General features: G+C 57.7%; 4 protein-coding genes. All 4 read right to left on the bottom strand.

What is annotated here, in order from left to right; translation table 11 throughout:
• Positions 1 to 35: 35 nt before the first annotated feature.
• Genes HRU78_03280 through HRU78_03265 form a run of 4 tightly spaced genes read right to left on the bottom strand, consistent with a single transcriptional unit; the run spans position 36 to position 25155 of the window.
• Entirely contained in the window at positions 36 to 11936 is an 11901-nt protein-coding gene (locus HRU78_03280) for an amino acid adenylation domain-containing protein (protein QOJ22793.1), read from the bottom strand.
• The gene (locus tag HRU78_03275) at positions 11937 to 15272 is read right to left on the bottom strand and encodes an amino acid adenylation domain-containing protein (GenBank protein QOJ22792.1); all 3336 of its coding nucleotides are present in this window, start codon (positions 15270 to 15272) and stop codon (positions 11937 to 11939) included.
• Positions 15272 to 19855 (bottom strand): SDR family NAD(P)-dependent oxidoreductase, encoded by a 4584-nt coding sequence (locus HRU78_03270; protein ID QOJ22791.1) that lies wholly within the window; start codon positions 19853 to 19855, stop codon positions 15272 to 15274. Before HRU78_03270 ends, HRU78_03275 begins: the two co-directional genes overlap by 1 nt.
• Positions 19855 to 25155 carry an amino acid adenylation domain-containing protein gene (locus HRU78_03265; protein QOJ22790.1) on the bottom strand — a complete coding sequence of 1767 codons (5301 nt, stop codon included), beginning with the start codon at positions 25153 to 25155 and terminating at the stop codon, positions 19855 to 19857. The genes HRU78_03270 and HRU78_03265 overlap by 1 nt, the downstream gene beginning before the upstream one ends.
• Positions 25156 to 25169 lie beyond the last annotated feature (14 nt).

The raw sequence follows: 25169 nt of genomic DNA, 5'->3' as shown, positions 1-25169 counted from the left end.
CTTTTCGTACTGTCGCTCCTGACTTGCCGTGAACTTCACGGACTGGATTGAATAAGACTAGCACTTAACAGACTGCTCGGTTTTGTGAGATCACTGCTCATCAAAATATCACCAATTCCCTGCAACAATAAGTCGGTGCGGACGATCTCGAAATGACCAGCCTCAATCTCAATCGAATGAACCTCAGCGGGGACGATCTGCTGCCCGAGTGCCGCCCGATGGCTGGATTCGCGATCCGATGCCCACCAGCACACGGGATTTGCACTCAGCGCCCCTAGCTTTCCTGTCTGCATCGACAGCATTTTCAAACGCCGCGCCACTACAAAAACTTGCGCCAGCTCATCCGCTCCCATGGCGGCATAGCCGGGAGCTTTACATGCACCTGCCGGGCTTGCAAAAAGAGTCTCGAGTATTGCGGTTATCGCTTGCACAGTTTCCTGCGCCTCCGGTGCATGGGGTGACACAGCCGGCAATACACCATCGAGAGTTGCACCGGGAGCGACAACGGCCACAAAATCCGCGAGATCCTGCCGCCAGTCATCCGCTTGCGGCGATTCCACATTAGGGACATACGGATCGATCAATCCCAGAAAAGCCACGGATTGGCCATCAGCCTCGAATAATTCCGCCATCAGTGCCGCCAAAGTCCCCCCCAACGACCAACCGGCAAGATGTACCGGTCCTTCCGGCTGAACGGTGCGGATCATGGTGCAATAATCTTGCGCCATTTGTCGCAGCGAAACATCCAGATGCGCCGGATCGGCGAGCATGCGGCAAGGCAGACCATACACCGTGCGCGCTCCTTGCAAATGCCGTGCCAGCGGCTGATAGTCGAACACCGTTCCCAATCCGGCATGAATACAGAACAAAGGTTGCCGCCCGCTATCAGCAACCGGCTGATTCAGCATCAGCAAACCGCTCGCAACCTGACTATCCAATCCCAGCAGGTTCGCGATGGTCGGCTTCTGTATCAGGTCGCGCAACTTGAAACTGAGATTCAGATGCTTCAGATTCCGGATACGGGCAATGACCTTGAGGCTGGATAACGAATCGCCCCCCAACGCGAAGAAATTGTCCGTTTCGCCAACTCGCTCCACACCCAGCACTTCCTGCCATATCTCTGCCAGCGCCCGTGCTTGCGGAGTCGATGGCGCGCGATAACTATCGCCGGCCGCTTCCGGCTCTGGCAGCCGCTTGCGATCCAGCTTGCCGCTCAGCAGCCGGGGCAATTCGCTCACGGCAATCCAATGTGACGGTACCATGTATTCCGGTAGCTGTTGCGCCAGTACTTGTTTCAATCGGGTCAGCACTGCCTGTTCCATCGATTCGTTCATTGGCAGGATGTAAGCCGCCAGTTGCGCACCGCTTGCACCCGCATGCACAACCACAGCCACATCGGCCACACCATCCGCCGCACGGATGCGCGCTTCGATTTCGCCCAGTTCGATCCTGAATCCGCGTATCTTCACCTGATCGTCGACACGGCCGACGTACTCGATGTTGCCATCATCCAACCAGCGCACCAAATCGCCGGTACGATACAAACGCCCTCCCGCAGGATCGAACGGATCGGCAACAAACCGTTCCGCGGTCAGCCCTGCGCGTCCCAGATAACCTCTGGCCAAGCCATACCCGCCAATGTACAACTCGCCCACAATGCCAAACGGCACCGGCTGCAAATCGGTATCCAGAACATAGACCGTGCGCTCCCCGACCGGGCGGCCGATCGGTGCATAAGCGCAATCAAAACTTCGAGCGGCATCGGTTTTCCAGATCAGCGGCGTCACCACGGTTTCGGTCGGTCCATAACCGTTGATCAGTCTGTCCGGTTGTAACGTTTGCCGGATCAGATCATAGGAAGTCTTTGGCATCGCTTCGCCGCCGAAAACATACAATTCCACCGGCGGCGGATCGGTCCGAGACGATGCCCATTCGGCGATCTGGCCCAGATACGCAGGCGGAAAGGCGGCATTGGTGATTCCGTAGTGATGCAAGGCATCGTAGGTTTGCTCCGCCGTCCATAATTCCTGATCACGCACCGCCAGTCCGGCGCCGACCGTCAACGCAGTCAACCAGCGCTCATGCGCACCGTCGAAGGAAAACGACATGAACAGCAACTCGCAAGAATTAGAATGCATCTCATAAATCTGCGCAGTTGCCTGGCAATGCATCGACAACGGACCGTGAGTAACGCCGACACCTTTGGGAAGGCCGGTCGATCCGGAAGTGTAGATGACATACGCCAATTGCTGTTGATGCACGGCGATTGCCGGATTTGCCGCTTGTTCGAGCTCCCGGCCAATGCCGTCCAGCACAAGTTGCGGCACGTCACTGTCAAACGCATGCCGGGCCAGTACCGCCTGTTGCGTGATCAATAGCGATAGCCCGCTGTCCTTGATCATGAACTGCAACCGTTCAGTCGGATAATCGATATCCAGCGGCACATAAGCGGCACCCGTTTTTAAAATGGCCAGGAATGTCACGATGACGTTGAGCGACCGCTCCATGGCGACGCCGATACGGATTTCTGGCGCAGCACCGAGCTGCATCAGTTTGTGCACCAGACCATTGGCCCGCGAATTCAATTCGGCATACGACATCTCCTGCTCACCCATCAACAATGCAATCGCATCGGGTTGAACCGCCGCATTGTGTTCGATCAGATGGTGCACCGGCTGGTATGCATCATGCTTACCCGCATCCCAGTCACTGCGCAGCAGCCAAAGCCGTTCCAGTTCTTGCTTGTCCAGCCAGCCCAGCTCACCCACGGCACGCTGCGGATGCGCCATCATTTCCCGCATCAGGCTTTCCATTTGAGCGCGCAAATCGGTTACAAACGCAGCGCTAAAATCGCCGCAGCTATAGGCATATTCGATTTCCAGCGTCGCGCCGATTACCACTTGTAAATCCATCGCATAACCGGTCAATCCCTTGCCGGCGATTTCACCGAAACGCAATCCGTAATGCTCGTCGCTGCGTAACGCGGCGTTAATGGGGAAATTTTCAAACACCACGATACTGTCAAACAAAGGCTGGCCGGAAAGCCCGGCCCAGCGCTGCACATCCGCAAGCGATGCATATTCGTAATCGCGCAAACGCGCATTGGTTCGCTGCAACCCGGTCAAATACGATGCCACGGTTTGCTCGCTGCACCGCGCCACCGGAACCGCAATGGTATTGATAAATAATCCGAGTATCCGGTCCGCATCGGGTAAAGCGGGCGGACGTCCCGCCACGGTTGCGCCGAACACCACGGTTTGTTTACCCGTATAGCGTTGCAGCAACAGCGCCCACGCCGCTTGCACCAACGTATTCAGCGTAATGTGCAATTGTTGCGCGAATGCTTGCATCTGACGGGTTTCTTCGACACCGAGCCGCGTATACAGCTGGGCATAACCGGAGCGGTTTCCGGCTTGCGCACGGTTGCCGACCGATTGCGCCAATAACGTCGGCCCGTCGGTTTCACGCAGCTCGCTTTGCCAGAATTGCTGGGTGGCTTGTTTATCCTGCCGCGCCAGCCAATCCACATAAACCCGGTAATCAGGTCCCGGCTGCGGCAGCATTTCGCCGTTATAGCACTGCAGCCAGTCGCCGATCAGCAGCGAATCGCCCCAGCCGTCGAGCAATATGTGGTGTTTGGTCCAGATCAACTGATGGCGATTCTCGCCGGTGCGGATCAAGCTCAAGCTGATCGGCGGTTCGACGAAGTTGAATTCGTGCCGTAACGCTTCATCCGCGTATGCGACGATGCGCTGTTCCACGCCCTCCTGGCCGCGCCAATCGAGCTGAATCACCGGTATGTCGGCTTGTTTGAATACCACTTGCAACGGACGGGGCAGCTCCGATCGCCACAGGAAGCCGGTGCGCAGTACCGGATGGCGGATCACCATTTGCCGCCAGGCGGCCGCCAGGCGGTCGGCGTCCAATCCCTCCACCGCGACGCTGATCTGATTCACATATAACCCGGTGCCCGGCGCTTCCAGGGTATGGAACAGCATACCTTCCTGCGTCGGTGACAACGGAAAAATATCCTCGATATCCTGTTCGCCGAACGGCAACGCAGCGATGATCGCAGCGTCCAAATAATCCGCCAATCCGGATGCTGTGGATGGCGGTGCTTCACTGGTGGTCTCCGGCGCGATACCGGCTACCTGCGCCAGTTCGGCCACCGTTTGCCGTTCGAACAATTGGCGTGGCGTAATATGCCAGCCCGCCCGCCGTGCCGCGGTAACGATTTGCAAGCTGAGAATCGAATCCCCGCCCAGCTCGAAAAAATTATCCCGCCTGCCAATCCGGCTCAGCCCCAGCACATCGGCCCAAATCGCCGCCAGCGCCTGCTCGGTATCGCCTTGCGGCGCTTCGTAATTGGCCGCATCGGCAAATTCAGGCTCCGGCAGCCGCTTGCGGTCGATTTTGCCGTTGGCGTTCAACGGTAAGCTTGGCATGATCACGATCGCCGCCGGAATCATGTAATCCGGCAGTACATCCGCCAGCGCATCCCGCAACGCCGCAATCGTCAGCGCGCAATCCGGCTGCAACGAAATATACGCGGCCAGCCGCGCGCCCGCGGGGCCTTGTTTGACAGTCACTACCGCCTCCCGGATCTCGGGATGCAGCAACAATTGCGTTTCGATTTCACCCAGTTCGATACGGAAACCGCGAATTTTGACCTGATGATCAAGCCGCCCAAGGTACTCGATGTGCCCATCGGCGCGCCAGCGCGCCAGATCGCCGGTGCGGTACAGCCGCCCGCCGTTATTGGCGAAGGGATCGGCGATAAAACGCTCCGCCGTCAATCCCGCTTTGTTCAAATAACCGCGCGCCAACAACTCGCCGCCGATGCACAGTTCTCCCGGCACCCCCGGCAGTACCGGCGCCAAATTCGCATCCAGCAAATAGATACACCGTGCCGGCAACGGCTTGCCGATACTGACTTGCAGCGGTGCCGGATCGCCACTCGCATCATTCACGGTGCAATCAGCAACCGTAGCCGTTACCACGGCTTCCGTCGGACCATAGGTATTGAGCAGTTTAATGCCTTGCATGCCCGCAGCGCGCCAGGCTTTCAATCCTTCCGGCGGCATCGCTTCGCCGCCGGCATGCACTTGCCGCAACACGCCGTAATCGCGCCGACCTGCCTTGGCGAAATCCTGCACCAGCAAAAACCAATAAGCGGTGGTCAGATCGGCGACGGTAATCCGCTGGGCGATCAACTCGCGATAGAATGTTTCACTGTCCCACAAGGCAGTTCCGCGCAACACCATTGCTGCACCTGCGCACAGCGGTGGAAAAAACTGCTCGATAAAGCCGTCAAAATTGATGGTGGAAAATTGCAGCATCCGGTCTGTGCTGCGCAAACCGAAGAAATCGATCGAAACGTAAGCATGCTCGGCCAGCGCATCGTGGGCGATAGCGACGCCTTTAGGTTTTCCGGTGGATCCGGAAGTATAGATGATATAAGCAAGGTGTCCGCCGTGCAGCCGGACTGACGGATTGTGATCCGGCCAGCCGGTTGAATCAAACGCATCCAATTCCAGCACATTACCGGATACCGGACAAGGAATCTGCTCGCGCAATGACCGATGTGTCAACAGCAACTCAATCGCGCTGTCGGCCACCATGTGTTGCAAGCGGTCGCGCGGATAATCCGGATCCAGCGGCACGTAAGCGCCACCGGCCTTCAATGTTGCCAGCACGCCGATCACCATATCGATGGAGCGCTCCAGCGCGATTCCCACCCGGCTTTCCGCTTGCATGCCGAGCGCGATCAAACGGTGCGCCAGCCGGTTCGCGCGCCGGTTCAGCTCAGCGTAACCGAGCACCGTATCGCCACAAATCAGCGCTACAGCGTCCGGCTGTTCCGCAGCACGCCGCTCGATCAAGCGGTGCACCGGCTCATTTTGCCGGTAGCGCTGCGGATTGATTCCCCAATCGAACAGTTGCTTCCGTGCGGCGGCGTCCACGATCGAGATATCGCCCAGACAGCTTGCCCCGGAACGGCTTATTTCTTCCAGCAGCCGCTCAACCTGCGTTGCGATGGCGGCAATGGTTTCGGCCGCAAATGACTCACCCTGATAGCCGTAATGCAGGCTCAACCCATCCTGTTCAACCACCGAAATCGTCAACGGATAGTTGGTGGTTTCGTGGCTTGCGACATTCGAAAAAGCAAGTCCGCCAGGCGCATGCTGCTTGAGCGCCGCATCAACCGGATAATTCTCGAATACCAGAATGCTGTCGAACAATCCTTGCCGGGTTTGCCCCGCCCAGCGTTGAATATCATACAGCGGCGTTTGTTCGTGCTCGCGCGTCGCCAGGTTTTGCGCCTGAATCTCCCGCAACCAAGCGCCGACGGCAACTTCCGGTTTAAGCGCAATGCGTACCGGCAATGTATTGATGAACAATCCGAGTATTTGCTCCGCACCCGGCAGATCCGCCGGGCGTCCCGCGACAGTGACGCCGAAAATCACGTTCTGCTGCCCGGTATAATGGCCGAGCAGCAGTGCCCACGCCGCCTGAACCAGGGTGCTGACGGTAACGCGCTGCTGTTTGCAGAAGCGCTTGCAAGCGTCAAAAACCGCCGGTTCGAGCGCGCGTATCGCAATCCGGTAACCGTCGCCGGACACCGGTGCCGCGACCGACTCGGCCAATCGGGCCGGATCATCCACGGTCTGCAGCCATTGCTGCCAGTAGCTTTGCGACATTGCGGCATCGCACCGCTGCAACCAGGCGATGAAGTCGCGGTAGCGCACCTGCGGCGTTGCAGAGCGCTCGCCGCCATACTGGCGCAGCACTTCGCTCAATAGCTGCGAAGTGCTCCAGCCGTCCAATATCAGGTGGTGTAATGTGATGATTACATGGTAGCGATGCTCGTCGATGCGCACTACCGCAATCCGGATCAGCGGCGGTTGCGGCAAATCGAAACCTTCGGCATGCTCCGATTGCGCCAACGCATCCAGCGCCTGTTCCCTGTCATGCTGCGAGGTAAAACTCTTGCGGCGCCAGTCGTATTCGGCAAACGGCAAGGCCGCAGTTTTTGCCACCCACTGCAGCGGTACTCGCCCTTCCGGCAGAAAACCGGTGCGCAAAATCGAATGCCGGTCTATCACGGTTTGCCAGGCAATTCTGAATCGCGCGACCGAGAGCTGCGCGATATCCGCGCGCAACTGATTCACATAGGCACGGCTATCGGTTTGAAAAACGCTGTGAAACAAAATACCGGTTTGCATCGGCGACAGCGGATACAAATCCTCAATCCGCCCGGCTGCAACCGGCAAGCCATCCAGTTCGTCCTGGGAAATACGCGTCAGCGGAAAATCGGAAGGTGTGACAGCACTGACTCCGCTGGTGCAATGCGCGATGATCGCACCGAGTTCCGTCAGCAGACGCTGACCCAATGCGGTCATCGCGGCATGCGTATAGCGCGCCGAACTGAAGTTGATATCGATGCACAGCTCGCCACGGGCAACATGACAGTTGATGGCCAGTTCATGGGTCTGCGGCATGCCCGGATCGATCAGATCGCCGACCGGTTCATCGGCGAGTTGCCACAGCGAATCCGCCGTGAAACTGGCATCCAGTTGTCCGAGATAATTGAATACCACCTGCGCTTGCGGCAGCGCAGCGATGACCTGCCGTTGCTGCACCGAACCATGATGCTTGAACAGACCGTATCCCATCCCTTTATTCGGTATGTGCCGCAGCTGTTCCTTGATTTGCCTGATGCGCTGCGGCAAGTCACCGCCAGCATCCAGCATCACCGGAAATACCGTCGTATGCCAGCCGACCGAGCGCGACAAATCGATATCCGGAAAAAGATCCTCACGTCCGTGGCCTTCCAAGTCAATGACCATGTTCTGCTGTCCGCAGCCGTGGCATAACGCCCCAGCCAACGCGGTCAGCAGCAAGTCGTTGACCTGGGTACGGTAAGCGGACGGCGCATCCTTCAGTAATGCGCGGGTTTGCGGTTGATCCAGCGTTACCGTGATGCTGGTGCGATTCGCTGCATCGTTGGCGCCCTGCGGAAAATCACACGGCGGTGCAACCGGTATGCCTTTCAGGCTTTGCCAATAATCAAACTCGCTGTCATGTTGCAGCGGATACTGCATCAAGCGCCGCGACCACACGGCATAATCGGTGGTCACCCCGGGCAGATCGATATCCTGCTGTTGTGCAGCCTGACGGTAAGCGATTTCGAGATCTTCCACCACGATGCGCCAGGACACGCCATCGATCACGGCGTGGTGAATCACCAGCAATAAACGCTGCGTATCATCGATCCAATCGATCAGCACCGCGCGCAGCAGTAATCCTTGCTGCACGTTCAGGCTGCGCTGGGCGGCGTTGCAGATGGCCAGAAACTGCGCTTCATCCGCCGCTTGCCGGACCCACAGGTAATCCTGTTGAGGCGCAGTGCTGGCCGTCTGTTGCCACAAGCCGTGGACATCTTCATCGAAACGGAAGTGTAGCGCACGATGATGCCGCACCAAAGCAGCTATGGCCTGCCGTAACCGATCGGCTCGCAATCTTTCCCGGCATTTCAGCAGCACCGCCTGATTCCAGTGAGAGCGCACCGGTATCGATTGTGCGAAAAAATCCTGTTGCACCGGCAACAGCGGAATCGGCGTCAAATCATCGATCCGGTTGAAGTGCAAAGCGCCCGGATCGCTCATCTCCACAGACACAGCTTTCTGTGCCAGGGCTGACACGGTCTGACATTCGAACAGTTGCCGCGGCGTGATTTTCCATCCGGCACGGCGGGTTTTGGTGACAATCTGCAAACTCAGGATCGAGTCTCCGCCTACTTCAAAAAAATTGTCATGACGGCCGACACGGGGAAGATCCAGCACCTGCGCCCAGATATCGGCCAAAATGGTTTCAATTCCGGCTTGCGGCGCCGCGTATTCCTTGTCGTGCGCAAATTCCGGTTGCGGCAGGCGATCGCGATCGACCTTGCCGTTGGCATTCAGCGGCAAGCTTTGCAGAATCATGATCGCGGACGGCAGCATATAATCCGGCAATACGCGCGCCAATGCGTCGCGCAATGATCCGCTGTCTTCTACCTGGTTTTCATGCAGCACGGCATAAGCGATCAACCTGGCGCCATGCGGACCCTCCTTGATTGCCGCAACGGCTTCCCGCACCGCCGGTTGCCGCAACAGTTGTGCTTCGATTTCACCAAGTTCGATGCGAAAGCCGCGAATCTTGACTTGATGATCCAATCGCCCCAAGTATTCTATTTGACCATCCAACCGCCAGCGCGCCAGATCACCGGTGCGATACAACCGCTCGCCCTGCTGACCGAACGGATCGGCGACAAAGCGCTCGGCGGTCAGACCGGGCCGGTTCAGATAACCACGCGCCAATCCGGTGCCACCTAGATACAATTCGCCCGGCACACCGACCGGAACCGGATTCATCTCGGCATCGACGATATAGGCGGTACGATCGCCCACCGGCGAACCGATCGGCAAATAACTCGAATCGAACCGGGTATCCGGATAAGCTTTGAAAATGAGTGGCGTGATGACGGTTTCGGTCGGACCGTAACCGTTGATGATGCGCGGCGGTTGCAAGGTTTGCTGCACAAACTCGAAAGCGCTGCGGCTCATAGCCTCACCCCCCGCCGTATACGAACGGATCGGCAAGTTGCGTCCGGCGCTGCCGGTAAACTCGGCCAGCTGCTGCAAGTAACCCGGGGTAAAACAGGCAATGGTGATACCGTGTTTGACGATCTCGCCGGCGGTCCGGTCGGCGGCCCACAATTCATTATCTCGCGGCATCAAAGCCGCACCAAAAACCAGAGGCACCAGCCAGCGTTCGTGCGCACCGTCAAAATTGATCGACGCGAATTGCAACTCCCGGTCTGCCGGCGTCATGCCGTACAGTTCACCGATCGACTGCACGTGCATCGCCAGCGGTCCGTGCGCCACCGCCACACCCTTAGGCTTACCGGTGGACCCGGAAGTATAGATGATATAAGCCAGATGTTCCGGATGCAGTGCCACATCCGGGTTATCGTCCGGACAAGCGGCAAAGGTTTCGGTATCCAGTTCCAGCACCGGGCAGTGTTCCGGGCAAGGTATCCTTACCCTGGCATGACTTTGCGTCAGCAACAGTTCGATGGCGCTGTCGGCAATCATGTGCTGCAACCGCTCCGGCGGATAATCCGGATCCAGCGGCACATAGGCGCCGCCTGCCTTCAATACCGCCAGCAGCGCCACCACCATGTCGATCGAGCGTTCCAGCGCAATGCCGACCCGGCTTTCCGGCTTGATGCCCAGGGCGATCAGACGGTGCGCCAGTCGATTGGCACGCCGGTTCAGTTGCGCATAACTCAGTTCGCTGTCTTGAAAGATCAACGCCACCGCATCCGGCTGTTCCTTGGTGCGCTGCTCGATCAGGCGGTGTACCGGTTCGACACCGGTGTAGCGCCGTTCGTTGACGCCCCAGTTCAGCAGTTGATGCCATTCCGCTGCGCTCAATACATTCACATCGCCCAGGCATTGCTGCGCATCGTCCGCCAGTTGCTGCAGCAGATACAGGTAATGTTCGCTCAGGCGTTGTATCGTGTCCGCCTCGAACAATTCCGCGGCATAAGTGAAACGTGCTGCGATTTGTCCGTCCGGATTCTCCACCGTGTCCAGCACCAGTTCGAATTGCGCGCTGCGTTCACCCGGTTCGAATTCGCTCACCGTCAGTCCGGGTAATTGATACAGTGCGCGGTAATCCTCGCGTAGGTGGTTGAACATCACCTGGAACAGCGGATTCTGGTGCAGGCTGCGTTCCGGTTGCAGTGCTTCGACCAGTTGTTCGAACGGCAAATCCTGATGCGCTTGCGCACCGAGTGCGGCATCGCGCACTTGATCGAGGATCGCCGCCAATGTCATGCGGCTATCGATGCGGTTGCACAATACCTGCGTGTTGACGAACAGGCCGACGATGCGTTCGGCTTCCGTGCGGTGCCGGTTGGCGACCGGCACGCCGACGCGGATATCGTTTTGTCCGCTGTAGCGGTACAACAGCATTTGAAAACCGCACAGCAGCACCATGAACAGCGTGACACCGCGTTCCTGCGCCAGGCGCCGCAAACCGGACGCCAGCGGCGCCGGCAATTGAAAGCTGGCATGCGCGGCGCGATAGTTGCCGACCGGCAGCCGTGCATGATCCACCGGCAATTGCAAAATCTTGTGCGTGTCACCCAGTTGCGCACGCCAATACGCCAGCTGGCGCTCTTTTTCCCCGGCTTCGAGCCAGTTGCGCTGCCAGACCGCATAATCGGCATACTGCACCGCTAGTTCCGGCAACTGCGGCGGTTGCCCTGCCAAGCACGCCCGGTAGCATACCGCCAGTTCGTCGATGATGATGCGGTTGGACCAGGCGTCGGAAATGATGTGATGCATCGCCACGATCAAGTGGTGTTCGTGCGCATCGATGCGGATCACCGCCACGCGCAGCAACGGCCCTTGCGTCAGATCGAACGGTGTCGTAACGATCTGCTTCGCTTCCTGCGCCGCGCGTTGCTGCCGCGAATCCGGTGGCAATTCGCTCAGATCGATCGTTTGCAACGCAAAATCACCGACTGCTTCGATCACTTGCTCCGCCTGTCCCTGCGCGTTGGCACGGCATACCGTGCGCAGCGACTCGTGCCGCTGCACCAGTATACGGAAACCCGCCTGCAACGCCGCAACGTCCAGTTCGCCGCTCAAGCGCAACGCCGCGCTCAGGTGATACGCCGTGCTCTGCGGATCCAACTGCCATAAAAACCAGTGCCGCTGCTGTGCGTAGGATAAGGTTGACCGTTTTGTATCCGGCTGCCGGATGATCGGTAACTGTGAAAAATCGATGCCCCGTTCATTCAGCGCCTCGAGAAATACTTTTTGCTTGTCGGCAACAAGCGCTGCAAACCGCTCGGCGATCGCGTATTTATCCAGTTCCAATCAATTCTCCAACATATCCAATAATTCCGCCATTTGACCCAACCCACCCGGCTCACCGGTGCTTTTGCTCAGTTCGGCGCGCACCGCAAAAGCCATGTCTTTCAGCACCGGATGCTCAAACAGCAACCGCAGGGAAAGCGAAACGGGATGCGTGGATTGCAATCTTTGCTGCACCTGCAAGACCATCAGCGAATGCCCGCCCAGTTTGAAAAAATGATCATTCCTGCCGACCTGGCCGATGCCCAGCACTTCCTGCCAAATTCCGGCCAGCAGTCGCTCGGTTTCATCTTGCGGCGGCGCAGCGCTGTCAACAGAAGTAAACTCCGGCGCCGGCAAGCGGTTGCGGTCGATCTTGCCGTTGGCATTCAGTGGCACATGATCCAGAACCATGATCAGCGATGGCAGCATATAATCCGGCAGGGCCTTGCGCAGCGATTCATTCAGCGCTGCCGTATCCAATGCCGTCGCACCGTTCTGCAATGCGACATACGCTACCAGCCGGGCATCTTGACCGGCGGTATGCACGTTCACCACCACTTCGCGAATTTCCGGCTGTTGCAGTAGCTGCGCTTCGATTTCACCGAGCTCGATACGAAAACCGCGAATCTTGACCTGATGATCCAGACGTCCGAGGTATTCGATTTGTCCGTCGCGCCGCCAGCGCGCCAGATCGCCGGTGCGATACAATCGCTCGCCGTGCTGACCGAACGGATCGGCGACGAAGCGCTCGGCGGTCAGACCGGGACGATTCAGATAACCGCGCGCCAATCCGATCCCGCCCAGATACAGCTCTCCGGCAACGCCTGATGGCACCGGATTGAGGTCGCTGTCCAGTATGTAGGTTTGCGTGGAACTGATCGGTCGACCGATCGGAATATTGCTCGATGATTCCGGGCGGCAAGCCCAGTGCGTCACGTCGATCGCGGCTTCCGTCGGTCCGTAAAGATTGTGCAGCTTAACCGCCGGCAGCCGGTCGAACACCGCCTGCTGCATTTCCGGTTGCAACGCTTCACCGCTGCAAATGATGAATTTAAGACAGGCACAGGTTGCAGCTTGAGCATCAGCCATGAAAGCGCGCAGCATCGACGGCACAAAATGCAGCAGCGTCACATTGTGCCGCCGGATCAGTCCGATCAACCGCCCGGCGTCCCGGTGATCGCCGGGATTGGCAATGACCAACCGTGCTCCATGCATCAATGGCCAGAAAAACTCCCACACCGACACATCGAAACTGAACGGCGTCTTTTGCAAAACCGCATCACGGCCATCAATGGGAAAAGCCTCCTGCATCCATACCAAGCGATTATGCAGTGCACCGTGACGATTCATCGCGCCCTTCGGTTTACCGGTGGAACCGGAGGTGTAGATGATATAAGCCAGGTGTTCAGGGTGCAGTGCCACGTCCGGGTTGTTCTCCGGACAAGCGGCAAAGGTTGCCGTATCCAATTCCAGCACCGGACAGTGTTCCGCACAGGGTATCCTTACCCTGGCATGACTTTGCGTCAGCAACAGTTCGATGGCGCTGTCGGCAATCATGTGCTGCAACCGCTCCGGCGGATAATCCGGATCCAGCGGCACATAGGCGCCGCCTGCCTTCAATACCGCCAGCAGCGCCACCACCATGTCGATCGAGCGTTCCAGCGCAATGCCGACCCGGCTTTCCGGCTTGATGCCCAGGGCGATCAGACGGTGCGCCAGTCGATTGGCACGCCGGTTCAGTTGCGCATAACTCAGTTCGCTGTCTTGAAAGATCAACGCCACCGCATCCGGCTGTTCCTTGGTGCGCTGCTCGATCAGGCGGTGTACCGGTTCGACACCGGTGTAGCGCCGTTCGTTGACGCCCCAGTTCAGCAGTTGATGCCATTCCGCTGCGCTCAATACATTCACATCGCCCAGGCATTGCTGCGCATCGTCCGCCAGTTGCTGCAGCAGATACAGGTAATGTTCGCTCAGGCGTTGTATCGTGTCCGCCTCGAACAATTCCGCGGCATAAGTGAAACGTGCTGCGATTTGTCCGTCCGGATTCTCCACCGTGTCCAGCACCAGTTCGAATTGCGCGCTGCGTTCACCCGGTTCGAATTCGCTCACCGTCAGTCCGGGTAATTGATACAGTGCGCGGTAATCCTCGCGTAGGTGGTTGAACATCACCTGGAACAGCGGATTCTGGTGCAGGCTGCGTTCCGGTTGCAGTGCTTCGACCAGTTGTTCGAACGGCAAATCCTGATGCGCTTGCGCACCGAGTGCGGCATCGCGCACTTGATCGAGGATCGCCGCCAATGTCATGCGGCTATCGATGCGGTTGCACAATACCTGCGTGTTGACGAACAGGCCGACGATGCGTTCGGCTTCCGTGCGGTGCCGGTTGGCGACCGGCACGCCGACGCGGATATCGTTTTGTCCGCTGTAGCGGTACAACAGCATTTGAAAACCGCACAGCAGCACCATGAACAGCGTGACACCGCGTTCCTGCGCCAGGCGCCGCAAACCGGACGCCAGCGGCGCCGGCAATTGAAAGCTGGCATGCGCGGCGCGATAGTTGCCGACCGGCAGCCGTGCATGATCCACCGGCAATTGCAAAATCTTGTGCGTGTCACCCAGTTGCGCACGCCAATACGCCAGCTGGCGCTCTTTTTCCCCGGCTTCGAGCCAGTTGCGCTGCCAGACCGCATAATCGGCATACTGCACCGCTAGTTCCGGCAACTGCGGCGGTTGCCCTGCCAAGCACGCCCGGTAGCATACCGCCAGTTCGTCGATGATGATGCGGTTGGACCAGGCGTCGGAAATGATGTGATGCATCGCCACGATCAAGTGGTGTTCGTGCGCATCGATGCGGATCACCGCCACGCGCAGCAACGGCCCTTGCGTCAGATCGAACGGTGTCGTAACGATCTGCTTCGCTTCCTGCGCCGCGCGTTGCTGCCGCGAATCCGGTGGCAATTCGCTCAGATCGATCGTTTGCAACGCAAAATCACCGACTGCTTCGATCACTTGCTCCGCCTGTCCCTGCGCGTTGGCACGGCATACCGTGCGCAGCGACTCGTGCCGCTGCACCAGTATACGGAAACCCGCCTGCAACGCCGCAACGTCCAGTTCGCCGCTCAAGCGCAACGCCGCGCTCAGGTGATACGCCGTGCTCTGCGGATCCAACTGCCATAAAAACCAGTGCCGTTGTTGCGCGTAGGATAAGGGAATCGAATCCGTATCCGGGCGGCGCACAATCTGCGCCTGTTGTTGCGCCGTTTGATCACCGCTTTGAATTCTTTGTGCCAGGCGTTGGCGCTGCTCCGGCGTCAGACGCGCGCGCCGCTGTTCCAGTTCATGTTGCTTATTCATCATCAGGAACACTCGATCTCATCAAGCAGTCTGGTTTCCACCAGTGCGGCCAAACCGGCAATAGTGGGTGACCTGAAAAAGTCGGCGGGGTGCAAATCAATAGCAAAACCGGCTCGCACCCTGGCCAGCAGTTGTACCCCCAGCAACGAATCGCCACCCAGTTCGAACAAATTGTCATCGATGCCCACGGTATCGATACCGAGTAAACTTTGCCAGATTTCCGCGATTTTGCTTTCCAGATCATTGGCCGGCGGATTGAAAGGGGTTTGCAGCGCGGGTCTGGGAAACCGGTTGCTCTTCATTTTATCGGCGGGTACCAGAGCCAACGGTTGCGTCAGTAGATCGTGCGGCGATTGACGCAGCCGTTCGGACAAATCGCTGGTCGATACGATGATCTGCGGAATGTCCGGGCCATTCACGATCAGTTCGAACAATTCCGCGCCTTCCCCGGGTGCAATCCCGATGCCTTCCGGCATATCCATATCGGCGGCCATGCCGACTTCGCGCCAACTGTCCCAGTTGATGGCAATGACCGGGTAGCGGCCTTCCCGGTAAGCGACTTGCGCACTCGCATCCAGGTAGGCATTGGCTGCGCAGTAATCGATCTTGCTCAATCCTCCGGCGATCGTCGCCAAGGACGAACACAGCACCATGAAATCCAGCGCCTCATCCCGGAAAACCGCTTGCAGTGCCTGCATGCCCTGTACTTTGGGCGCCAATACGCGCGCGATGGTTGCCTCGGTTTTGGCCGTCATCAAACCGGAACTGACTTCCCCGGCAGCATGGATAACGCCATCGATCCTGCCGAAATAGGCGCGTGCGGTTACCGCCGCTGCCTGTAACTGTCCGGCATCGGCGACATCGGCCTGTAACGGCAGAACCTTGGCGCCCATTGCCTCCAATTGCTGAATTGCCGTAATCTTTTGCCGTAACGACGGATTCATTTCGTCCTGCAGGCCATCCTGCCAGGTTGCTCTTTCAGGTAGACCGGTACGCCCCAGCAAAACAAGTCGCGCGTGATAGTTTTGCGCCAGGTGGCGCGCCAGCGTCAATCCGATTCCGCCCAGACCGCCGGTAATGAAATACACGCCTTCCTGCTTGAAACGTCTTTTCACCGCTGCAAGCGGACCGGCCGGTAGATAATTTTGAGTCCAACGGTACGGACCGCGGTACGCCACCAAGGCATCGCCGCTATCCATGTGCGACTCGGCAATCAGCTGCCGGCTCAACCGCATCGGCATATCACCCGCCGTATGTTGCGACTCGATATCGATAATCCGGCAACCGAGATTTGCATATTCCTGCGGAATCACTTTGCCAGGACCGATCAGCAGTGATTTCAGCGGATGCAGCGTTTCGCTGCCGGTCACATCCGTCAACCCGCTGGTAATCAGATTGATGGTGATTTTCTTGCCTGACGGTACAGCGGCTTGCGCGGTTTCCAGCGCTTTCACCAAATTCAATACGCTATAGAAATTTCTGCTGATGCCTTCTTTCAGCGATTGAGCGCATTCGTCGCCACTCACACTCCACAAATGAAAAATTTGCCAATCCCGGATGTTCTTGTCATCGAACCTGTTCAGCAATTGCACAAAATCATCCGGTCTGTCCGGATTGATCGTATAGTCGGTGTCGGCGGTTTGCCGGAATGCTTCGCCAACGGTAACCACGACGGGATGAGCGCCCTGATGAATCAGCGCGGTCACGAGCGCGATCGAGATGGCATCTTCATTACCGAAAATCAAATAGTGATCATCCTGTTTCAGTGCCGGTACTTTCTCCGTACCGGCGGCCGTACGTTGCCATGACGGAACGTACAACCAATCCTGAATCGAGCCGGTGTGCTTCGGTCCGGACCGGGATTGCCGGTTGCTCGCGGCAACCGGTTGCGAGACCTGTTGATCCGCTTCGATCCAATACGATCGCCGCTCGAACGGATACGTCGGCAAGGAAACGCGGCAGCGGCGTTCCTGCGCATAAAAACCCGCCCAGTCGATATCGACACCGTGCAGCCAGAGTTTCCCCAGCGTCCGATAAAGATGCAGTGGCGTGGATTGAATCTGACTCGGGTGCGGCAACGATGACACGATCAATTGCTGCGGTTGCAAGGAAGGATGGCGCTGCGCCAGCCGGGTCAGCGTTTCTCCCGGTCCCGCTTCCAGCAATATCATGTCGGACTGATTCAACAATTGCTGCAAGCTATCGTTGAAACGCACCGTGGCGCGCAAATGCCGTCCCCAGTACTGCGCATCGGTGGCTTGTTGCGGTGTAATCCAGTCACCGCTGACATTGGAAAAGAAACGGATGGCGGGCGGATTCAACTTGAGTTTGGCAACACGCTCAACAAATACCGGCAACAACGCATCCGTCATGGCGGAATGAAAAGCATGCGAAACATGCAACCGCCGGCAAAATATACCTCGCTCGTTCAGGTTCTGTTCGATCGTATCGATCGCCGCAACAGTTCCGGACAACACGCACAATTCCGGTCCATTGACTGCCGCCAGATCGCAACCTTCGATCAGATAAGGCGCGAGTTCGGATTCGGACAGCGAAACCGCCAGCATGGCACCGGACTCCATTTGTTGTAACAGAGAACCGCGCATCGCCACCAGCCCCAATGCATCCTCCAGCGTGAACACCCCCGCCAGACAAGCGGCCACATATTCGCCGATGCTATGACCGATCATCGCTGCCGGTTGAACGCCCCATGCCATCCATAGCCGCGCCAGCGCATACTCGATCACGAACAGCGCCGGTTGCGTCACTTCGGTCTGTTCAAGCCGCGTGGCAGCAGTCGACCGTTCCTCATCGTTTTGCGGCAACAGCAGCGCGTGCAAATCGTAATCCAGATACGGTTGCAATAAGCGCAAACAACGATCCAGCTCGACTTTGAAAACCGGTTCGCGCTGATACAAATCTTGCACCATACCGGCATGCTGCGCGCCTTGACCGGGAAACATAAAAGTGACCGGATGATGTCCGTCAACCGATCCTTGCGACAGAAAACGCGCACTGTCCCGGCTGTGCAGCAGCGACACCGCATCATCATGATCCCGGCACAGTGCAACGGCGCGATGGGCAAAATGTTTCCTGCCGAGCTGCAGGGTGTAAGCGACATCAGCCAGCGCCAGTTGCGGATGTGCGGCCACATGCTGCTGCAGATTCGCCACGGCTTGTTCCAGTGCAGCGGGACTGCGCGCCGAGATGGTCAGCAATTGCCAATCGCGCGATGAAGCGGATGGTTTTTGCGTTGGCGCTTGCTCCACGATCACGTGCACATTGGTGCCGCCGATACCGAACGAACTGACTCCCGCCCGGCGCGGCAGCGCGCCGCCCGGCCAGTCTTTACAGCGCGTGTTGACGTAAAACGGACTGCTGCTGAAATCGATCTGCGGATTGGGTTGTTCAAAGTGCAAGCTGGGCGGCAGCATTTCGTTTTTCAGCGACAACACGGTTTTGATCAGACCCGCTACACCGGCTGCGGCATCCAGGTGTCCGACATTGGTTTTGACCGATCCGATCGCGCAAAAACCGCGCTGCCCGGTGGTTTCCCGGAAAGCCTGCGTCAACGCGGCAATTTCGATCGGATCACCGATCGTCGTGCCGGTGCCGTGCGTTTCGACGTAGCTGACGGTATCCGCGGAGATACCTGCAATCGCCTGCGCCGCCAGAATCACTTCCGTCTGCCCTTCGACACTGGGCGCGGTATAACCAGCCTTGGCCGAGCCGTCGTTATTGACAGCCGAGCCTTTGATCACGGCATGAATGGTATCGCCATCCGCCAATGCATCGGCCAGCCGCTTCAACACCACGATACCGGCGCCGCTGCCGATCACGGTACCGGCCGCTTTGGCGTCGAATGCCCGGCAATGTCCGTCCGGCGACAAAATCGCTCCGGGTTGATAGTAATACCCTTTGTCGTGCAACAAATTAACCCAGGAACCACCGGCGAGCGCCATATCCGTTTCGTAATTCAACAGACCGCGGCAGGCCACATGTACCGACGCCAGCGAGGTCGAACAAGCGGTCTGTACCGTGATTCCCGGTCCGCGTAAATTGAGTTTGTAGGCAACCGTGGTGGTCATGGAATCCTTGTTGTTGCCATTCATCAGACCCTGCAGCGCGGAAATATCCCGCTTGTCCGTCATGCGGTCGCTGGCCAGCAGATTAAGCATCATATAAGTGTTGACGCCGCAGCCGGCATATACGCCGATCTGCTGGGCATAGCGGCTCGCGTCGTAACCCGCATCTTCCAGCGCCTGCCAGGCTACTTCGAGAAAAAGCCGGTGCTGCGGATCGGTCTCCGCCGCCTCACGCGGGGTATAGCCGAAAAAAGCGGCATCGAAGCCGTCCACCCCGGTTATCTCCGCACTGGCTTTGATGTAATGCGGATCGGCCAGTGCTTCCGCTGATACGCCACGCGCAAGCAATTCTTCGTCCGTAAAGAATCTGATCGACTCGACTCCATCGCGCAAATTGCGCCAGAATGATCCGGCATCGTCCGCCCCCGGGAACCGGCACGCCATACCGATCACTGCAATATCAATGGATGCAGCATCGGTTAATTGTTCGGAAGTATCCATTAATTTATTTTCTCCAATTTCTGTTTTCTTGGCAGGAAAGCACTGCGTTGCCGCTGTGCCCGTTGTAAATGACGTGGCAAGGATGAAACCGGATGTATTTCATCTTGTCCGAGAAATCTAGCCAGACTGGCTACCGTGGTGTATTTGAACAAATCGACAATGGCCACCGACACGTGCAGTTCGGCTTCCAGACTTTGCTTGACCTTGATCAGCAACAGCGAATGACCGCCCAAATCAAAAAAGTTATGGTGCAGACCCACTTGCGGAATATGCAGTACCGCCGCCCAGATTCCGGCAATCTTCGCTTCCAGATCGTTTACCGGCGGATCGTAATCGGGCGCATCCGAGTGATCCGCTACGGGCAGTGCCTGCCGGTCGATCTTGCCATTTGGCGTGAGCGGCAGGGTATCGAGGAAGATAATCAATCCCGGCACCATATAGTCCGGCAGTACCGCCGCCAACGCTGCTTTCAACACCGGCGCATTCCTGTGCCCGGCATCCGGCATGCCGACATAAGCGATCAGCCGCAAACCGTGCGGGCCGTTCTGCGCAATCACGGCAGCCTCGCGCACATGATCCAGCGCCAGCAATTGCGCTTCGATTTCACCCAGTTCGACGCGAAAACCGCGCAGCTTGATTTGCTGATCGGCACGCCCCCAGTATTCCAATTGACCGTCGCCACGCCAGCGCACCAGATCGCCGGTGCGGTACAGGCGTCCTCCCTGCGGATCGAACGGATCGGCGACGAAACGTTCGGCGGTCAGACCCGGCCGGTCGAGATAGCCGCGCGCCAAGCCTGTGCCGCCGATATAAAGCTCCCCGATGGCACCGGAGGGCGCGAGATTCAATTCCGTATCCAGCACATAGGCGCAGCGCTTGCCCACCGGCTGGCCGATCGGCATGAATTCGCCATTCAATTGCGGTGACAAATCCTGCCCGGCATCACCGGCCCAGGCGGTCGGTGTGATGACTGTCTCGGTCGGACCGTAGGCATTAACCAGCCGCGCTTGCCGGAATCGCGCGCGCGTTGCGGCAACGTCGGCGGTATGCCAGGCTTCGCCGCCGACGATGCAAACCCGTACCGGATGGTCAGTACCTTCCAGCAACGGCAGGAGCATGCGTAAATAGGCCGGTGGCAGATGCAAACGATTGATTTGCTGCGTCGCGATGAGTTCGGCAAATCCCTCGCCTGCCAATTGTTCCGGAGAAGACAATACCAGAGCAGCGCCCGCCATCAACGGTGTCATCCACTGTTCCACAGCCGCGTCGAAGTTGATGGAGAAAAACATCAATTCCCGGTCATTGGCGCGCACGTCATAAACCGGTTCGATGGCAGCCAAATGCATGGCCAGCGCGCCATGCGCCACCGACACCCCCTTCGGCCGGCCGGTCGATCCCGAGGTATAAATGACGTACGCCAGATTGTCCGGATGCAGTGCAACCAGCGGATTGTTTGTATTGCCTGCTGCGGTGATCGCATGATCGAGCTCGACCACGGTCAGACCATCCCCTGCCGGCAGTTTTCCGAAAAATTGCGATTGAGTCAGCAGCAAACGAATACCGCTGTCCTTGATCATGTAATCCAGCCGCTCCTGCGGATACTCGGGATCGAGCGGCACATAGCAGCCGCCAGCCTTCAGTATGGCCAGCAATCCAACCGGCAAGGCGGCTGAATCGCGCGCCACGGCAATACCCACGCGCACTTCCGGTTGCACGCCCAGATCGATCAAGCGATGAGCCAACCGGTTGGCGTGGTTATTCAGTTCGGCATAACTGAGTTGTAACGACTGGGTAACGATTGCAACCGCATCGGGATACTCTTCGGCTTGCATCTCGAAACGCTGCTGTACCGCTGAACCGTGCGTGAAATTCGCATCCGGTTTTCCCCGGGCGTGCAGCAAGCGAATTTCGGCTTCATCCAGCAATGCGATCTCGCCGATAGCTATTTCAGGAGACGCGGCGAGTGCTTGCACAATGCGCAGATACTGGCTTGCCATCCGCTCCACCGTCGCCCGATCGAACAAATCGGCCGCATAAATGCAGTGACCGCTGAGCTGTCCATCGGGTGATTCAACCGTCTCCAGGCGAAACTCCAGCTGACCGTCGGATTCCGGTAAGGCATACCCGCTGGCCTGCAGTCCCATGCGCTGCTGCAACAGCCGGTAATCCAACTGCACATGATTCAACGTGACTTGAAACAGAGGGCTGTGCCGCAAATCCCGTTGCGGCTGAAGTGCTTCCACCAATTGCTCGAATGGCAAGTCCTGATAGTCCTGAGCGTTGATCGCATCCTCCCGCACCTGCAGCAGCAATTCATCGAGCGTCATGCGCCCATACAAGCGCCCGCGCATGACCTGGGTATTGACGAAAAACCCGATCAGCGATGCCGTCTCGATCCGGTTACGATTGGCAACCGGCACACCAATCCGGATATCCGGCTGACCCGTGTGACGGTACAACAGTACCTGCAAAGCGGCGAGCAGCACCATGAATAAGGTGATTTCCCTCGCTGCCGACAACTGCCGCAACGATTGCACGGCATCATCCGGAAAATCGAAACGGTAGCGTGCAGCGCGATAATGCGTCACCGGTTTTCTGGCATGATCGACCGGCAGGCGCAGCACGTCGTGTTCCGTGCCCAGGTAATTCTTCCAGTAAGCCAGTTGCCGGTCTTTTTCGCCTGCATCCAGCCAGCGCATCTGCCATTGCGCGAAGTCCGCATACTGCACCGGTAACGCCGGCAGATTGACCGGCCGTTGTTGCACGTGCGCCTGATAACCGGTTGCCAGTTCATCCAGCAGGATTTGCAGCGCAGCAGCGTCGGAAATGATGTGGTGCATCACGATTACCAGAATTTGCTCGTGACTGGTTAACCGGATCACCGCAACCCGCAACAAGGGGTCGCGGGTCAAGTCGAATGGCTGCGACAGCAAGCGCGTAACTTCCATTTGAATACGCCGGTCGTGCTCCGATTGCGGTATCGTTGTCAGGTCAATCTCCGGTATTGGCAACTGCAGCGATGGCAAAATCACCTGTTCCACGATACCGGTGCCACCGATGCCGTAATTCGTGCGCAGCGCTTCATGCCGTTCGATCAAATCATTCAAACTGACGCGCAGCGCATGCAAATTCAGCTCACCCATCAGGCGGACCGCATGCTGAACATGAAAAGCGGTACTGCCCGGGTCGAGTTGCCATAAAAACCATAACCGCTGCTGGCCATAAGATAAGGGTAACGTACCGGTGCGTTCGCATTTGGTGATTCTGTATTCATCGTTGATTCTCCCGCCTTGCACTCCCCGATTCGCGATCAGTTGGCGGATGATCGCCGCGCATTCATGCAATCGCGGGTTTTGAAACAAATGGCGCGCAGTAAAAAGGATTTTCCAGTGATTGCAAATCCGGGCAACCGCTTGAATCGCTTTGAGCGAATTGCCGCCGGCTGCAAAGAAATGATCGTCGCGGCTCAATCCGGTACGACCCAGTACCGCTTCCCAAATGATTGCGACCTCACGCTCGGTATCATCCTGAAACGATTGCTCCATTCGATTGCCACCGCCGCGCACGAAACGGCCGTACTCATAGATCGCATAGGCATCCAGCGAGCGAGCGATCCAGCCTTGCCGGCACGCGGCACGTTGCAACTTTCCACTCGAAGTTTTGGGCAATGCGCCGGGGTTCAGCAATACGGCGACCGACAGAGATTCATGACAACTGGCGCTGACAGCTTCTGCAAGCACTTGCACCAAAGTTTCCGCGCTGACCAGTTTTTGCATATTGCGCGATATTTCGGCGGCGACACCAATGCCTTCACCTTCTCCGCTCTCCACGGAAAACACTGCAACCCGGCCTTTGCGCACTGTGTCGACTTCATCTTCGATCATCAGTTCGATATCCTGCGGATAAATATTTTGTCCGCGGATGATGATCAAATCCTTGAGTCTTCCCATGAGATAAAGCTGCCGCGCGTGTATGAAGCCCAGATCACCGGTGCGCAGCCAGCGCGACCCGTCATGCTGCACAAATGCTTCCGCGGTTTCTTGCGGACGCTGCCAGTAACCTTGCGCCAGACTGTCACCGCTGCTCCAGATCTCGCCAACCTGATCGTCTGGCAATGCAATATGTGTCTCCGGATCGACGATTCTGACGGCATGGCTGGATGCCGGGAAACCGCAGGCAACAACCGGAATGCCTTGTTCGGATCGCTCCGCTCTGCCTTGCGCCAGCAATTCAGGCGAGAACTGCTGCGTTTTCATGCCTTCACCGCGCACCCCGCCGGTCACGAACAGCGTGGCTTCCGCCAAGCCGTAGCAAGGATATATCGTTCCCGCAGGAAAACCGGCCGGTTCGAAACGCTCGACAAAGGCACGCATGGTGTTTTGCCGTACCGGTTCGGCGCCGCAGAAGGCAACCCGCCAGCAGGACAAATCCAATGTCTGCAGTTGCGAATCTCTGATTCGATCGGCGCACAGCTGAAAGGCGAAATTCGGTGCACCGCTGACCGTGGCACGATAGCGTGAAATGATTTCCAGCCAGCGTACCGGGCGCTCGATAAAAAACTTGGGTGTCATCAGGATTACCGGCACCCCGCGGTGAAGCGGCTGCAACAACCCGCCGATCAATCCCATATCGTGATACAGCGGCAGCCAGCTGACAAAAATATCGTCGGCAGCGATCGACATGCCCTCTTCAAACGCCCGTGCATTGACCATCAAGTTATGGTGACTGACCATGACCCCTTTCGGAATGGCCGTTGAGCCCGAGGTATACTGTAAAAAAGCGATATCTTCGGCTTGCGGTTCAAATACCTGCCAATCCAGCGAACGGTTGCCATCGACAGTATCGACGGTCAATACCGGAATACCGCTTAGTTGCATTGTGCCGGCATCATGCAGCAAGGATACGCCGTCACGGGTGGTTACGATGCACTGTGCCCGGGCGTCCGCAGCGATCGCCAGCAATCTTGCCATATGCTGTTCTTTTACCGCTTCCGGTGGAAATACCGGCACTGCGATTGCTCCGGCATATAGGCATGCAAGGAAACCGGTTACATAATGCTCATCGTTTTCCATCAGCAACAGCACTCGCCCGCCTGGCATCACATGGCTCTGCAATTCTGCTGCGAAAGCCTTGGCACGCTGATCAAGCTGCCGGTAATCGAAGCGCTGCTCCTGCCAGCCGCCATTCACTTCGGATACGGTTATCAGTGCGGTATCATCGGGTCTTGTCAAAGCCAATTTTTGCAGGTGTGTTACCAGATTCACCGGAAAATCACGATTCGGAATCAATCTTGTGTTCATAACAATTTTTCTGG

It is taken from the genome of Gammaproteobacteria bacterium, assembly GCA_015709635.1.
GTDB lineage: Bacteria > Pseudomonadota > Gammaproteobacteria > Burkholderiales > Nitrosomonadaceae > Nitrosomonas.
Note: the sequence above shows the minus strand (reverse complement) of the source record. Positions and strands in the feature narration are given on the sequence as shown.

What these genes read in the sequence shown, in the direction of transcription:
- HRU78_03275 (QOJ22792.1), bottom strand. Translation starts at nt 15,272, where the DNA reads ATGATGAATAAGCAACATGAACTGGAACAGCGGCGCGCGCGTCTGACG.
- HRU78_03270 (QOJ22791.1), bottom strand. Translation starts at nt 19,855, where the DNA reads ATGGATACTTCCGAACAATTAACCGATGCTGCATCCATTGATATTGCA.
- HRU78_03265 (QOJ22790.1), bottom strand. Translation starts at nt 25,155, where the DNA reads ATGAACACAAGATTGATTCCGAATCGTGATTTTCCGGTGAATCTGGTA.